This window comes from Streptomyces sp. NPDC102270 (genome assembly GCF_044766405.1).
Lineage (GTDB): Bacteria > Actinomycetota > Actinomycetes > Streptomycetales > Streptomycetaceae > Streptomyces.
This window is the reverse complement of the sequence record NZ_JBIWLX010000002.1, coordinates 469,554-482,550: the sequence shown is the minus strand read 5'-3', so window position 1 is coordinate 482,550 and position 12,997 is coordinate 469,554. Positions and strand designations below refer to the sequence as shown.

The 12,997-nt window shown below is 71.7% G+C and carries 15 protein-coding genes; 8 read left to right on the top strand and 7 right to left on the bottom strand.

Features of this window, described 5'->3' with window-relative positions; genetic code table 11:
• Positions 1-69 precede the first annotated feature (69 nt).
• From ACIRP7_RS05125 to ACIRP7_RS05105, 5 genes are all read left to right on the top strand, one after another.
• Positions 70-744 (top strand): hypothetical protein, encoded by a 675-nt coding sequence (locus ACIRP7_RS05125; RefSeq protein ID WP_403654109.1) that lies wholly within the window; start codon positions 70-72, stop codon positions 742-744.
• Entirely contained in the window at positions 741-2,060 is a 1,320-nt protein-coding gene (locus ACIRP7_RS05120; RefSeq protein ID WP_403654106.1) for a copper resistance CopC/CopD family protein, read from the top strand. The genes ACIRP7_RS05125 and ACIRP7_RS05120 overlap by 4 nt, the downstream gene beginning before the upstream one ends.
• A 42-nt stretch (positions 2,061-2,102) precedes the next feature.
• The gene (locus tag ACIRP7_RS05115; protein ID WP_403654103.1) at positions 2,103-3,137 is read left to right on the top strand and encodes a plastocyanin/azurin family copper-binding protein; all 1,035 of its coding nucleotides are present in this window, start codon (positions 2,103-2,105) and stop codon (positions 3,135-3,137) included.
• A 109-nt stretch (positions 3,138-3,246) separates the two neighbouring features.
• The gene (locus ACIRP7_RS05110) at positions 3,247-3,705 is read left to right on the top strand and encodes a hypothetical protein (protein ID WP_403654100.1); all 459 of its coding nucleotides are present in this window, start codon (positions 3,247-3,249) and stop codon (positions 3,703-3,705) included.
• Positions 3,702-4,406 carry a plastocyanin/azurin family copper-binding protein gene (locus ACIRP7_RS05105; RefSeq protein ID WP_403654097.1) on the top strand — a complete coding sequence of 235 codons (705 nt, stop codon included), beginning with the start codon at positions 3,702-3,704 and terminating at the stop codon, positions 4,404-4,406. The genes ACIRP7_RS05110 and ACIRP7_RS05105 overlap by 4 nt, the downstream gene beginning before the upstream one ends.
• Positions 4,407-4,443: 37 nt before the next feature.
• Here the strand turns inward: ACIRP7_RS05105 and ACIRP7_RS05100 are convergent, their stop codons facing one another.
• Positions 4,444-4,953, bottom strand: coding sequence for a CGNR zinc finger domain-containing protein (locus tag ACIRP7_RS05100; protein WP_403654094.1), 510 nt, complete (start codon positions 4,951-4,953; stop codon positions 4,444-4,446).
• Positions 4,954-5,069: 116 nt separating this feature from the next.
• On the opposite strand from ACIRP7_RS05100, the gene ACIRP7_RS05095 reads away from it, so the two are divergent.
• Together ACIRP7_RS05095 and ACIRP7_RS05090 are read left to right on the top strand one after the other, a co-directional pair.
• Complete coding sequence (locus tag ACIRP7_RS05095) at positions 5,070-5,429, top strand: VOC family protein (protein WP_403654091.1); 360 nt, start codon at positions 5,070-5,072, stop codon at positions 5,427-5,429.
• Between the two features lie 29 nt (positions 5,430-5,458).
• Positions 5,459-5,842, top strand: a complete 384-nt coding sequence (locus ACIRP7_RS05090; RefSeq protein WP_403654088.1) for a VOC family protein — start codon at positions 5,459-5,461, stop codon at positions 5,840-5,842.
• 6 nt (positions 5,843-5,848) lie between these two features.
• Here ACIRP7_RS05090 and ACIRP7_RS05085 read toward each other — a convergent pair whose 3' ends face one another.
• The 4 genes from ACIRP7_RS05085 to ACIRP7_RS05070 form a co-directional block, all read right to left on the bottom strand.
• Positions 5,849-6,961: a dipeptidase gene (locus ACIRP7_RS05085; protein WP_403654085.1), complete on the bottom strand. Its 1,113-nt coding sequence runs from the start codon at positions 6,959-6,961 to the stop codon at positions 5,849-5,851.
• A gap of 189 nt (positions 6,962-7,150) precedes the next feature.
• On the bottom strand, positions 7,151-8,338 hold the full coding sequence (locus ACIRP7_RS05080; RefSeq protein WP_403654082.1) for a dipeptidase: 1,188 nt from the start codon (positions 8,336-8,338) through the stop codon (positions 7,151-7,153).
• The gene (gene purE / locus ACIRP7_RS05075; RefSeq protein ID WP_403654276.1) at positions 8,335-8,832 is read right to left on the bottom strand and encodes a 5-(carboxyamino)imidazole ribonucleotide mutase; all 498 of its coding nucleotides are present in this window, start codon (positions 8,830-8,832) and stop codon (positions 8,335-8,337) included. Before purE ends, ACIRP7_RS05080 begins: the two co-directional genes overlap by 4 nt.
• A 20-nt stretch (positions 8,833-8,852) precedes the next feature.
• Positions 8,853-9,992, bottom strand: coding sequence for a 5-(carboxyamino)imidazole ribonucleotide synthase (locus ACIRP7_RS05070; RefSeq protein WP_403654079.1), 1,140 nt, complete (start codon positions 9,990-9,992; stop codon positions 8,853-8,855).
• A gap of 167 nt (positions 9,993-10,159) precedes the next feature.
• Here ACIRP7_RS05070 and ACIRP7_RS05065 point away from each other — a divergent pair, with 167 nt between their 5' ends.
• On the top strand, positions 10,160-10,675 hold the full coding sequence (locus ACIRP7_RS05065) for a GtrA family protein (RefSeq protein ID WP_403654076.1): 516 nt from the start codon (positions 10,160-10,162) through the stop codon (positions 10,673-10,675).
• 158 nt (positions 10,676-10,833) lie between these two features.
• Here ACIRP7_RS05065 and ACIRP7_RS05060 read toward each other — a convergent pair whose 3' ends face one another.
• Both ACIRP7_RS05060 and ACIRP7_RS05055 read right to left on the bottom strand, forming a co-directional pair.
• Positions 10,834-12,108 (bottom strand): ATP-binding protein, encoded by a 1,275-nt coding sequence (locus tag ACIRP7_RS05060; protein ID WP_403654073.1) that lies wholly within the window; start codon positions 12,106-12,108, stop codon positions 10,834-10,836.
• Between the two features lie 45 nt (positions 12,109-12,153).
• On the bottom strand, positions 12,154-12,831 hold the full coding sequence (locus ACIRP7_RS05055; RefSeq protein ID WP_007382513.1) for a response regulator transcription factor: 678 nt from the start codon (positions 12,829-12,831) through the stop codon (positions 12,154-12,156).
• Positions 12,832-12,997: the final 166 nt, after the last annotated feature.

The following is a 12,997-nucleotide window of genomic DNA, read 5'->3' as shown; positions in this document are numbered from 1 at the left end:
CTCCACTCCACTGTTCGTCATCGGCCGCAATCTTCGGCCGGAATGACCTGAGCATGTCAGGAGTGAGTCATGCCCTTGTTCCGCAGGGCGACCACAGTCTCCGCACGCGACCACCGCGACGAACTGGTCGCCGGGGCGCTCGTCGGCACCGTGGTGATCGTGCTGGGGTACGCGTCGGGCATCGGCGCCCCCGCCTCCGGCGCGGCCGAGGCCGCTCCGGCGGTCACCCCGCCCGCCGCCACGGCACCGGCGACGACCTCCCCGCGGGCCGGTCAAGCGCCGGTGGGATCCGGGGAGTTGCCGTCGTACGGCGGAGTCGGCGGAGTCGGTGGAATCGGCGGAGCCGGCGGGGGCCTCGGATACGGCGGTGGGTACGGCACCGGCGGCGGGGGCGTGGTGACCGGTACCGTCCCCGTCGGCTCCGGTGGCGGCCAGGGCGGCGGGCACGTCGGCCACGGGACCACGCCGGTCCCGGGCACCGGGTCCCCCACGCCCACCATGCCCGCACCCACCACCCCCACGCCCTCCCCCTCGGGCACCTGCGCGGACGGTGAGGTCACCCTCGTACAGCCGCTGCTCGTCGGAGTCACCGACTCCGTGCTCGGCCTCCTGGACGGCCCGGCGGCGACCCCCTCCCCGTCGCCGACTTCCTCCCCCTGCGTCGGGCTCGCCCCCGCCTCGAGTCTCCTGGGCGGCATCCTCGTCCCCGCCTCCGCCTCCTCGCAGCCGGAGGCGACCCCGTGAGGACCCTGCGCCGGACCCTGTTGCTCCTCGCCGCCCTGCTCTGCGCCCTGTTCGGCGCGGTCCAGCCCGCCTTCGCCCACACCGGGTTGGTGAGCTCCTCCCCCAAGGACGGGGCCGACCTGAAGAAGACGCCCGGCAGCCTCGTCCTCACCTTCGACGAGGCCGTCGACCTGGCCGACGTACGGGTGCTGACGGTGGACGGCGACCGGCTGCCGGTGTCGCACACGGCGAAGAAGCGTGTCGTGCGGGTCGCCCTCAACAGCCCGGCGGACGGGAAGTTCGCCGTCGTCTGGTCTGTCGTGGACGAGAAGGACGGGCACGCCTCCTCCGGCCGGATCGCCTTCACCGCCGGCACGGCCGCCACCCAGGCCGGCGGCGACGAGACCCCTGCCGCCGCTCCCGGACCGTCCCCCTCGGTCCGCAAGGGTCTCGTCGCCGCCCGCTGGGCGGGATATCTCGCGCTGGCCCTGTTCGTCGGAGGGCTGGCGTTCGTCGCGCTCCTGTGGCCGGGCGGCACCCACGAACCGCGGGCCCGGGTGCTGCTGGGGCTCGCCTGGACGGTCGGGCTGCCGGCGACCGTGGCGGCCGTCGGGCTCCAGGGCGCCTACACCTCCCTCGGCGGTCTGCGGGACGCCCTGCGCCCGGCGACCTACGCGGACGTCCTGGCCACCGAACCCGGCATCGTGCTCGCCGCGCGCGGGCTGATGTGGGTGCTGGCGGCCGTGGTGCTCAGCGCCCTGCTCCAGGGCGGCCCGGCCACCTCCCGTTCGCCGGGCTGGCGGGTGGGCGCCCTCGCCGTGACCTTCGGCCTGCTCCGCACGACCGGGATGACGGGCCACAACTCCGAGGGCAGCGAGCCCACTTGGGGAGCCGTCGCCGACTTCGTGCACCTGCTCGGGGCCGCGCTGTGGATCGGCGGGCTCGCCATGCTCGCGCTGGCCGTACTGCCGCGCCGCCGGGCCGGGGAGCTGGCGCGGGTCGTGCCGGGCTACTCGAAGCTCGCGGCCGTGAGCGTCACGGGCATCGTCGGCGCCGGGCTGGTGCTCGCCTGGCAGGTGGTGGGGTCGTACGGCGCCCTGCTGCACACCTCGTACGGGCATCTGCTGCTCGTCAAGACGGCCGTCCTCGGGGGCGTCCTGGTGGCCGCGTACGCGAGCCGCCAGTGGGTGCGCACCCGTCTCGATCTCGCCGTGCTGCTGCGCGGCGACGCCGCCACCGTGCGGCCCTTCGGTTACTCGGTCGCGGTCGAGACGGGGCTGGTCCTCGTCGTCCTCGCCGTGACGAGTCTGCTGGTCACGGCCGATCCTGGCCGCTGAACTCCATGGGAAACAACTCCCTGGGAAACAATAGGAGTTGAAGTGAAAAGAAGCGATGAGACCGGCGAGCGGCGGCTCCAGCCGCCGACGGCCGAGGCCGGTAGGTCCGGGGGCCGGTCCCTGCTGTTCGTGGGGCTCGGCGCGGCACTCGCTGCCGTGCTCAGTCTCGGACTGCTGAACGTGGCCTCGAGTGCCACGAGTTCCTCGCAGCAGACCGCGGGCGCGGCTCAGGCGCCCGCTGCCGCCGCTGCCGAGGTCCAGCCCGCCGCGGCCGCCAAGCCGGACTACCAGGTCGACATCATGAGCTACAAGTTCGGCGACGGTAAGCAGCTCGTCGTCGAAGCCGGCCAGACCGTCCAGTGGACCAACCACGACAGCGCCCCGCACACGGTGACCACGACCAAGGCCCCGGTGGCCTTCGACTCGGGGACCCTCAAGCAGGGCCAGTCGTGGTCGTACACCTTCACCAAGGTGGGGACGTACGAGTACTACTGCGCGGTGCACCCGGACATGGTGTCGTCCGTGAAGGTCGTCGCCGCGTCCGGCGGCGGTGGCGGTGGCGGTGGCGGTACGACGCCCACGGCCACCCCGACGGTGACGCCGACCGGCACGCCCACGGCCACTCCGACGGCCACGCCCACCTCGACGCCGCCCACCGGCACGCCCACCGCGACACCGACGGCCACGGCCACGCCGACCTCAGGCGGTGGCTCCGGCTCCGAGCAGTGCGCCAGCATCGACAACGAGCTGCTGCCGATCCTGCAGCACCTCTACGCGGCGCACCTGTCGGAGTCGCCGGGCCAGCAGGTGCAGGACGCGCTTGCGCTCGACTCGTACCTCAAGATGCACACGGTGTGGATCGAGTCCATCCTCAAGCCGGCCGTCAGTGACGGTGGCTCGGTGGCCGACGACACCCTCACCGTGCTGCTCCAGCACATCTACTCGGCACACCTGGAGGAATCGCTCGGACAGCAGGTCACCGACCTGCTCGACATCGACAGCTACGTGAAGATGCACACCGTCTGGGCCGGGCACATGCTCACGCCCACCACGGACTTCCTCACCGCCAACTGCTGACACATGGGTGGACGCCGTTCCGGCCGGGGCTCAGCCGGCCGGAACGGCGTCCATGGCCATTCTCCACACCCTCACCACATTTCGGGAACCGCTTTCCAAGGAGTTCGGGATGACAACCGTCACCCTGCCCACCGTTCCTCCGCCCCGGCACCTCACCGTGGCCCCGGGCCGCTCGCTCGCCGAACTCACCGCCTGGTACGGGCCTTTGCCGGTACGGCGCCGGCGGGTACCGCTCGCCCGAGCGTCCATGGAGATGCCCCAGGACGCCGAACAGCCGTCGTTCCGCTTCGAGTTCGACGGCCGTGAACTGCGGGCCGTCCTCACCTCCGAGCAGGTCGACGCGGTCCCCGGCGACCGGCTCCAGCTCACCGGCGACCTCCACCTGAACGACGTCGCCTTCCCCGTCCTGCTGCGGCTGCGGGTGGTCGAGCGGGCCGAGGACCGGCTGCTCGTCGTGGGCACGGCCAAGCTGCCGTACCGGCTGCTGCGCCGGGCCACCGGATTCCGGCTGCCGTGGCGGCTGCCGGCCACGCGCCTCAGGCTGCTCGTCGCGGTGGAGTTCGCGTGAGGCGGGTGCTGCGGGCCGCGGCGGTGCTCGCCCTGCTCGCCGTGGGGATGCTGCCGTACGGCCACGAGGCGTCGGCGGCGGGCTACTCCGTGGCCATGAAGGGGTACGCCTTCTCGCCGGCGTCCTTGAGCGTGCCCGCCGGGTCCACGGTCACCTGGACCAACTACGACACGGCCCCGCACGACGTGAAGACCACCTCCGGCCCGCTCTCGATCCACTCCCCCATGCTGAACAAGGGCCAGAGCTGGAGCTTCACCTTCACCACGGCCGGCTCCTACGGCTACGTCTGCACGGTCCACCCGGACATGACGGCGGGCATCACGGTCCGGGCGGCGGCTCCGGCTCCGGAACCGACACCGGCGGCCCCGACGCGGCGCGAGCACACGCAGCCGGCCACGAGCCAGGAACAGCACTCGACGATGCCGGGCATGACGACGAGCCGCAGCGCCGCCGCGCCCCGTGCCGGCTCGTCGCCCTCACCCACGGCGTCCCAAGCCGCCGTACCGCAGACGGCACCGTCGCCGCAGTCCTCGCAGGCGGCGCAGCCGGCCGTGACCCAGACGGCCGCGTCCACGGTCCGGCCGCTGGACCCGCTGCTGGTGCTGGCCGGTCTGGTGGCAGGCGTCTCGGTGCTGTGCCTGCTCCTGGTGGGGTCGCGGGCCGCCGCCGGCGCCCCGCGTGGCGGTGAGGAGGGCGCGTAGGCGGGTGCGGCGGCCGTCGTGGCCGCACCCGGCGCCCCTACGCCGTGCTCTTCCCCCGATACCGCCGCATCTTCGCCCGCGCCCCGCACACCTGCATGGAGCACCACCGCCCCCGCCCCGCCGGGCTCCGGTCGTAGTACGCCCAGTGACAGTCCACGGCCTCACAGGCCTTCAGGCGGATCCAGGTGCCCGCGACCAGCGACTCGGCGACGGCGGCGGCGACGCGGGAGAGCAGGGGCCGGGCGTCGGCGGGGGCGAGGGCGGCCGAGCCGTCCGAGGCGGACACCGTCAGGACCAGGGGCGCCGCCGCCAGCAACTCCCCGAGCGGCGTCACCGCGCGATGCGGCGGATGCCCGGCATGGGCCAGCAGCGCGACCCGCAGCGACTCCCGCAGTTCACGCGCCTGCGCCACCTCGCCCTCGGCGATCCCGAACCGCTCCCGCCCCTCCGCGGTGTCCAGCGAATCGGCGCCCGACTCCAGGTCCACCGTGTTGACCAGGGACTCGACCAGGGCCAGTCCCCCGGGCGCGGGCGATCGGTCGCTCATGGCTGCACGCTACCTAGCTAGGCAATTCCCTTGCGACGTTACCCCCGATGCGGGAGCATGCGGTAACCGTTACTGGTTACCCGCCTCTACAGGTAACCACGCTTCAGGAGGAAGCCATGGCCGTCGCCGAACTCGGAGCCGTCGTACTGGACTGTCCTGACCCCCGTGCGCTCGCCGGTTTCTACGCCGGTGTCCTCGGCGGCACCGTCGAGGGCGAGGGCGAGTTGGTGGACCTCAGGACCCCCGGCGGACCGTCGCTGGCCTTCCAGGCCGCCCCCGGTTTCGTACCGCCGAAGTGGCCGGCCCCCGACGCCTCGCAGCAGTTCCACCTGGACCTGACCGTCCAGGACCTGGACGCGGCCGAGAAGGAGGTGCTGGCGCTCGGGGCGAAGCCGCTGGACACCGAGGACCGCTCCCGCACCTTCCGTGTGTACGCGGACCCGGCTGGGCACCCGTTCTGCCTCTGCGCCTGCTGAACAAACTGTCCTGACCAGGAGGATCTCTCGTGACCGTCGCACGTTTCCGTTCCGTCGTGATCGACTGCCCCGACCCCCGCGCGCTCGCCCGTTTCTACGCCGGGATCGTGGGCGGCACCCCGGAGGACGAGGACCCCGACTGGGTGGTCCTGCGCGTCCCCGGCGGCCCCCGGCTGGCCTTCCAGAGCGCACCGGGACTCACCCCGCCCGAGTGGCCGCGGGCGGACCGCAACTCCCAGCAGTTCCACCTGGACTTCGACGGCGGGACCACGTGGGAGGAGATCGACGCGGCCGAGGCCAAGGTGCTGTCGCTGGGCGCACGGCTGCTGCACGCCGAGGACAAGGAGGACTTCCGGGTGTACGCGGATCCGGCGGGGCATCCGTTCTGCCTGTGCCGGATCGACCCGCTGTAGGTCCGGTCAGCCGTCGAGGTCCGCGATCTTCGCCATGGACGGCTCGCGCCGCATCTGGGCCGCCTGCGCGGTGAAGTCGGACTCGCGCAGCAGCCGCTGGACGTTGCCCCAGGTCAGCAGCGCGAGCTCGGCCTCGTCCCAGCCGCGGCGCAGCAGCTCGGCGACCAGGTGGGGGTAGCAGGAGGCGTCGCCGAGCTCCTGTGGGTGGGCGGTGCCGGCGTCGTAGGTGCCGGACAGGCCCACGGACTCGGCGCCCGCGACCGCGCGCACATGGTCGAGGTGGTCGGCGACGTCCCGGACCGTCGGACCGGTCTGCTCGGCGGTCAGCGGCACCATGCACAGGCCCTTCGCGGCGCCGAGCTGGGCGAGCAGGTCGTCGGGGAGGTTGGCCGGGTGGGGGCGCAGGGCGCGGGCGGCGGAGCGGGTGAAGAGCACGGGTGCCTTGGCCACCGTCAGGGTCCGCCGGACGGTGGCGTCGGAGGCGCCGGAGAGGTCGGCGAGGACTCCGAGCCGGTTCATCTCGCGCAGCACCTCCTCGCCGAACCGGGTGAGCCCCGCCGCGCTCGCCCAGGACACCCCGCTCAGGGTGAGGGCACGCAGACCGAGGGCGTGCAGGGAGCGCAGGATCCCGAGCGAGTCGCCGAGCGCGGCGGCACCGGCGGGGCCGAGCAGGACGGCGACGCGGCCGCAGTTGCGGGCGTCGGTGGCCTGTCCCGCGGTGCGGGCCAGGCGCAGGCCCTCGGGATGGTTGCGTACGACAGTCTTCACCAGGTCGAGCTGTTCCAGGGTGGCGCCGACGGCCCGGTCCCCGTCGAGCCCCTCGGGCAGGTGCACGGACCACAGCAGGGCACCCACGTGCCCCTCCCTGAGCCTAGGTACGTCCGTGTCCACGGCGCTCTCGCCGGCCTCCAGGTCGAACCAGGGCAGGTGCCGCAGCGCCCAGGGCAGCCCGCTGTAACCGTCGGCGACGGGATGTGCGGCGAGGAGGGCACGGGCCCGCTCCAGGAGCTCGCCGGCCTGGCCGGAGCCCGGGGTGTACAGCTCCGGCACGGACCCGAAGACCCGGGGCAGCTCTCCCACGTCGGCCGCGGGCTGCAGTTCGTCCTGGAGGTCTGCCATGACGGGCTCCGTACGTCGTGATCTTCCTGATCGCCGTACGGTCACCGTCGCACGGAGCGCGGGGGCCTTCCTGGTGGGCGGGGCGTTCGGGGGTACGCCGGTTCGGGGTACCGCGCACCGCCCCGGCCACCGGGCCCGCCGTCGTCCTCGGCCGTCGTGGCGCCGCTGACGTACGCGGGCCCCGGGCCCTCAGCCGTCGAGCTCGGAGAGCGTCGCGTTGGACGGGCCACGCGTCACCTGCAGCTCCCGTGCCACGTCCTCCGCCGCGCCCAGGACCCGGACCGCGTTCTGCCAGGTGAGCTTGGCGAGGTCGGTGCGGGACCAGCCGCGGTCCAGGAGTTCGGCGATGAGGTTGGGGTAGCCGGAGACGTCGTCGAGGCCGTCCGGGGTGAACGCCGTGCCGTCGTAGTCGCCGCCGATGCCGATGTGGTCCACGCCGGCCACCTCGCGCATGTGGTCCAGGTGGTCGGCGACCGTCGAGACCGTGGCGACCGGGCGCGGGTTGCGCTCCTCGAAGGCGCGGTGCACCTTCATCGCCTCGGGCGTGGTCGCGAGGTGGTGGACGCCGTGCTCGCGCATGTTCTCGTCGGCCGCGGCCGTCCAGTCCACGGCGGCCTGCAGGACGAACTTCGGGACGAACGTCACCATCGCCATGCCGCCGTTGGACGGGAGGCGTTCCAGGACGTCGTCGGGGATGTTGCGCGGGTGGTCGCACACGGCCCGCGCGGAGGAGTGGGAGAAGATCACCGGTGCCTCGCTCGCGTCCAGCGCGTCCCGCATGGTCGTCGCCGCCACGTGCGAGAGGTCCACGAGCATCCCCTCGCGGTTCATCTCCCGGACCACCGCACGGCCGAAGGCCGAGAGCCCCCCGACGCCGGGTTCGTCCGTCGCCGAGTCCGCCCAGTCCACGTTGTCGTTGTGGGTGAGGGTCATGTAGCGCACGCCGAGCGCGTACAACGCGCGTAGCGTGGCGAGGGAGTTGGCGATGGAGTGGCCGCCCTCGGCGCCCATGAGGGAGGCGATACGGCCTTCCGCGCGCGCCGCCTCCATGTCCGCGGCGGTGAGCGCTGCCCGCAACCGCGACGGGTACCGCGCGATCAACTGCCGTACGCAGTCGATCTGTTCCAGTGTCGCCGGTACCGCGCCGGGCAGGTCCGAGCGCACGTACACCGACCAGTACTGCGCGCCCACCCCGCCGGCCCTGAGCCGCGCCAGGTCGGTGTGCAGATGGGCCGACTGGTCGGCGGCGATGTCCCGGGCGTCCAGGTCGTAGCGGACCTGTTCGCGCAGCGCCCACGGGAGGTCGTTGTGGCCGTCGACGACCGGGAACTCGCGCAGGAGTTCCCGGGCCGTCTCCAGCGGTCCCACGGCCGTCACTTGCCGAAACCGAAACCGCTGGAGCCCTCGACCTTGGACCGCAGGCGCTTGCCCTTCTCGGTGGCCTGGTCGTTGAGTTCCTGCTGGAACTCCCGCATCCGGCTGAGGAGTTCCTCGTCGTGCGCGGCGAGGATGCGGGCCGCGAGCAGCCCGGCGTTGCGGGCGCCGCCGACGGAGACGGTCGCGACGGGGACGCCGGCCGGCATCTGCACGATCGACAACAGCGAGTCCATGCCGTCGAGGTACTTCAGCGGGACCGGGACCCCGATGACCGGGAGGGGGGTGACGGAGGCGAGCATGCCCGGGAGGTGGGCGGCTCCCCCTGCCCCCGCGATGATCACCTTCAGACCGCGCTCGGCCGCCTGCTCGCCGTACGCGATCATCTCGCGCGGCATGCGGTGCGCGGAGACGACGTCCACCTCGTACGCGATCTCGAACTCGTCGAGGGCCTGGGCGGCGGCCTCCATGACGGGCCAGTCGGAGTCCGAACCCATGACGATGCCAACAACGGGGCTCATTCGGTGATCGTGCCTCTCAGGTAGCCGGCAGCGTGACGTGCGCGTTCGAGAACGTCGTCCAGGTCGTCGCCGTAGGTGTTGACGTGGCCCACCTTGCGGCCGGGCTTCACGTCCTTGCCGTACATGTGGATCTTCAGCTTGGGGTCGCGGGCCATGCAGTGCAGGTACGCGGAGTACATGTCGGGGAAGTCGCCGCCGAGGACGTTGACCATGACGGTCCACTTCGCGCGGGGGCGCGGGTCGCCGAGCGGGAGGTCGAGGACGGCCCGGACGTGGTTGGCGAACTGGGAGGTGATCGCGCCGTCCATCGACCAGTGGCCGGAGTTGTGCGGGCGCATCGCGAGTTCGTTGACGAGGATGCGGCCGTCGCGGGTCTGGAACAGTTCGACGGCGAGGTGGCCGACGACGTCCAGTTCCTTGGCGATGTTGAGGGCCAGCTCCTCGGCCTTGAGGGCGAGAGCCCGGTCCAGGTCAGGGGCCGGGGCGATCACGGTGTCGCAGACGCCGTTCACCTGCTGGGACTCGACGACCGGGTAGGCGACGGCCTGACCGTGCGGCGACCGTACGACGTTGGCGGCCAGCTCGCGGACGTAGTCGACCTTCTCCTCCGCGAGGACGGGGACGCCGGCCCGGAAGGGGTCTTCGGCCTCCTCGGCGGAGTCCACGACCCACACGCCCTTGCCGTCGTAGCCGCCGCGGACGGTCTTGAGGACGACGGGGAAGCCGTCGCCCTCCGCCGCGAAGGCCGCCACGTCCTCGGGATCGCTGACGATCCGGTGCCGTGGGCACGGCACGCCGATCGCGTCGAGTCTCGCGCGCATCACGCCCTTGTCCTGGGCGTGCACGAGCGCGTCGGGGCCGGGGCGCACGGGGATGCCGTCCGCCTCCAGGGCCCTGAGGTGCTCGGTGGGCACGTGTTCGTGATCGAAGGTGATCACATCGCACCCGCGCGCGAACTCGCGCAGCGTGTCGAGGTCGCGATAGTCGCCGATGACGACGTCGCTCACCACCTGCGCCGCGGAATCCTGAGGGGTGTCACTGAGGAGCTTGAACCTGATGCCGAGCGGGATGCCTGCCTCGTGTGTCATACGCGCGAGCTGGCCCCCGCCGACCATGCCGACTACCGGGAACGTCACGACCCCAGGGTATCGGTCGCGCCACGGCGGCCGGATCCCGCGCCTCTTACCGGTCCTCTTACCAGCTTGTTTCCCTGTGTGTGAGTTCGTCCACAGGCAAACAGGCAAGATGGGTGGTTAGCATGGGTTGAGTTGACGAATCCAATCGACTGGGGGCCTGTACGACCATGGGACATGGTTCCTCAGGGCTGCGAAGGGTCCTTCGCGAGGTCGCCAAATTCGGTGCGGTCGGCGGAGCGGGGCTCCTCGTCAACCTCGTCGTCTTCAACGTCGTCCGGCATCTCACCGACCTTCCGGTGGTCCGGGCGAGTGTTGTCGCCACGGTGGTGTCGATCGTCTTCAACTACATAGGGTTCCGCTACTTCACGTACCGCGACCGCGACAAGAGTGGCCGTACGAAAGAACTGACCCTGTTCCTGCTGTTCAGCGTGGTCGGCCTGGTCATCGAGAACGGCATCCTGTACGCCGCGACCTACGGCTTCGGCTGGGACAGCCCCCTGCAGAGCAACATCTTCAAGTTCCTCGGCATCGGCATAGCCACCCTCTTCCGCTTCTGGTCCTACCGCAGCTGGGTCTTCAAGACACTCCCGGCCCGCGAGGCGGTGGCGAGCGCGGAGCACTTCCTGGAGGAAGTAGAACAGGCAACCACCCGCAAGGGCCGCCCCCGGCAGCGAGTGCGCTGACGGGCGGTCGGCCGCGTACGCCCACCGGACCGAAACAGGCCGCCGCAGGCATCCAGGGGGCGCGGGGAACTGCGCAAAGACGCCCGCCCCCACCGAACCCGCACCCGCACCCGCACCCGCACCCGCACCCGCCCAGGCTCCTGTTCAGCCCGCGCAGCTCACCGCACCGTCGGCTCGTCGTCGTCCAGCAGTGACGACTTCAGCGGGGTGCGGGAGAGGAACAGGCCGAAGACCGGGGGCTGGGCCTGGAGCATTTCCAGGCGGCCGCCGTCGGCCTCCGCCAGGTCTCGGGCGACCGCGAGGCCGATGCCCGTGGAGTTGCGGCCGCTGATCGTGCGCTCGAAGATGCGGGCGCCGAGGTCGGCGGGGACGCCGGGGCCCTCGTCGGTGACCTCGATGACCGCCTGGTTGCCGGTGACACGGGTGCGCAGCGCCACCGTGCCGCCGCCGTGCATGAGGGAGTTCTCGATCAGCGCGGCCAGGACCTGGGCCACCGCACCCGGCGTACCGACAGCCGTGAGGTGCCGTTTGCCCGAGCTCACGATCGCCCGGCCCGCACTGCGGTACGCGGGCCGCCACTCCGCGAGCTGCTGCTGGATGACCTCGTCGAGGTCGAAGGTGACCGCGTTGCCGGCCCGGGGGTCGCGCGAGTTGGTCAGCAGCCGTTCGACCACGTCCGTCAGCCGCTCCACCTGGGTCAGCGCGACGTTCGCCTCCTCCTTCACCGTGTCCGGGTCGTCGGTGAGGGTGATCTCCTCCAGGCGCATGGACAGGGCCGTCAGGGGTGTGCGGAGCTGGTGGGATGCGTCGGCGGCCAGGCGCCGCTCCGCCGTCAGCATGCGCGCGATGCGCTCGGCCGAGGAGTCCAGCACATCGGCGACCCGGTCCAGCTCGGGGACGCCGTAGCGCTTGTGCCGGGGCCGTGGGTCGCCGGAGCCGAGGCGTTCCGCGGTCTCGGCGAGGTCGGTCAGCGGTGAGGCCAGCTTGTTGGCCTGCCGGATCGCGAGCAGCACCGCGGCGATCACCGCGAGCAGCGCCACCAGGCCGATGATCAGGAGCGTACGGCCGACCTCCCGGGTCACCGAGGAGCGCGGCTCCTGCACGGTGACCGTCTCGCCCTCCTCGCCCTTCTCGGTGGAGCGGATGACCTCACCGGTGGGCCGGGCACCGACCTCGATCGGATCCTTCCCGGGGATCCGGATCACGGCGTACCGTTCCTGCGCGACCTGGTCGCGCAGGATCTCCGCGGTCACGTCCTCCGCGGCGAAGAGCCGGCTGTCCACGATCCCGGCCAGCCGGATCGCCTCGGAATCCACCCGCTCCTGAGCGCTGTTGCTGATGGTGCGGGTCTCGACGATGACGAGGGAGACGCCGAAGACGGCGATCACCACGAGCACCACGGCGAGCGTGGACTGGATCAGTCGACGGCGCATGTCCTCTTACCTGCCGGCCGGATACCCCGACGGATACCCGGGGATTCAGCTCTTCTCGAAGCGGAAGCCCACTCCTCGTACCGTCGCGATGTACCGCGGGTTGGCCGCGTCGTCGCCGAGCTTCTTGCGGAGCCAGGAGATGTGCATGTCGAGCGTCTTGGTCGAGGACCACCACGTCGTGTCCCAGACCTCGCGCATCAGCTGGTCCCGGGTCACCACCCGGCCCGCGTCCCGCACCAGGACCCGCAGCAGGTCGAACTCCTTCGCGGTGAGCTGGAGTTCCTCGTCGCCCATCCACGCCCGGTGCGACTCGACGTCGATCCGCACCCCGTGGGTGGCCGGCGGCTGGGCCGGCTCGGCCGCCCCGCGCCGCAGCAGGGCCCGGACCCGGGCGAGCAGCTCTGCGAGGCGGAAGGGCTTGGTCACGTAGTCGTCGGCACCCGCGTCGAGACCGACGACGGTGTCCACCTCGTCGGCACGTGCGGTCAGGATGAGGATCGGTACGGCGTGGCCCTCGGCGCGCAGTCGGCGGGCCACCTCGAGGCCGTCCATGCCGGGCAGACCCAGGTCGAGGACGACCAGGTCGATGCCGCCCTGCATTCCGGCGTCGAGCGCGGTGGGGCCGTCCTCACGCACCTCGACCTCGTACCCTTCCCGGCGCAGGGCGCGGGCCAGCGGCTCCGAAATGGACGCATCGTCCTCGGCGAGCAGTACACGGGTCATGAGCTGATGGTAGACCGCTCCTGACACATGCTGGGGTGTGATCACGACCCAGTGGTTCTTACCTTTCATGGCTGGGGTGTGAACCTGTGACTATGGGGTGCCAATCCTGTAGGGACCTTAGAAATCAGGTGTACGGTTCCTCGGCCACCTGTGATTCACCTCTCAA

Coding starts and splice junctions, on each gene's coding strand:
- ACIRP7_RS05125 (WP_403654109.1), top strand. CDS start 70: ATGCCCTTGTTCCGCAGGGCGACCACAGTCTCCGCACGCGACCACCGC.
- ACIRP7_RS05110 (WP_403654100.1), top strand. CDS start 3,247: ATGACAACCGTCACCCTGCCCACCGTTCCTCCGCCCCGGCACCTCACC.
- ACIRP7_RS05100 (WP_403654094.1), bottom strand. CDS start 4,953: ATGAGCGACCGATCGCCCGCGCCCGGGGGACTGGCCCTGGTCGAGTCC.
- ACIRP7_RS05095 (WP_403654091.1), top strand. CDS start 5,070: ATGGCCGTCGCCGAACTCGGAGCCGTCGTACTGGACTGTCCTGACCCC.
- ACIRP7_RS05085 (WP_403654085.1), bottom strand. CDS start 6,961: ATGGCAGACCTCCAGGACGAACTGCAGCCCGCGGCCGACGTGGGAGAG.
- purE (WP_403654276.1), bottom strand. CDS start 8,832: ATGGGTTCGGACTCCGACTGGCCCGTCATGGAGGCCGCCGCCCAGGCC.
- ACIRP7_RS05065 (WP_403654076.1), top strand. CDS start 10,160: ATGGGACATGGTTCCTCAGGGCTGCGAAGGGTCCTTCGCGAGGTCGCC.
- ACIRP7_RS05060 (WP_403654073.1), bottom strand. CDS start 12,108: ATGCGCCGTCGACTGATCCAGTCCACGCTCGCCGTGGTGCTCGTGGTG.
- ACIRP7_RS05055 (WP_007382513.1), bottom strand. CDS start 12,831: ATGACCCGTGTACTGCTCGCCGAGGACGATGCGTCCATTTCGGAGCCG.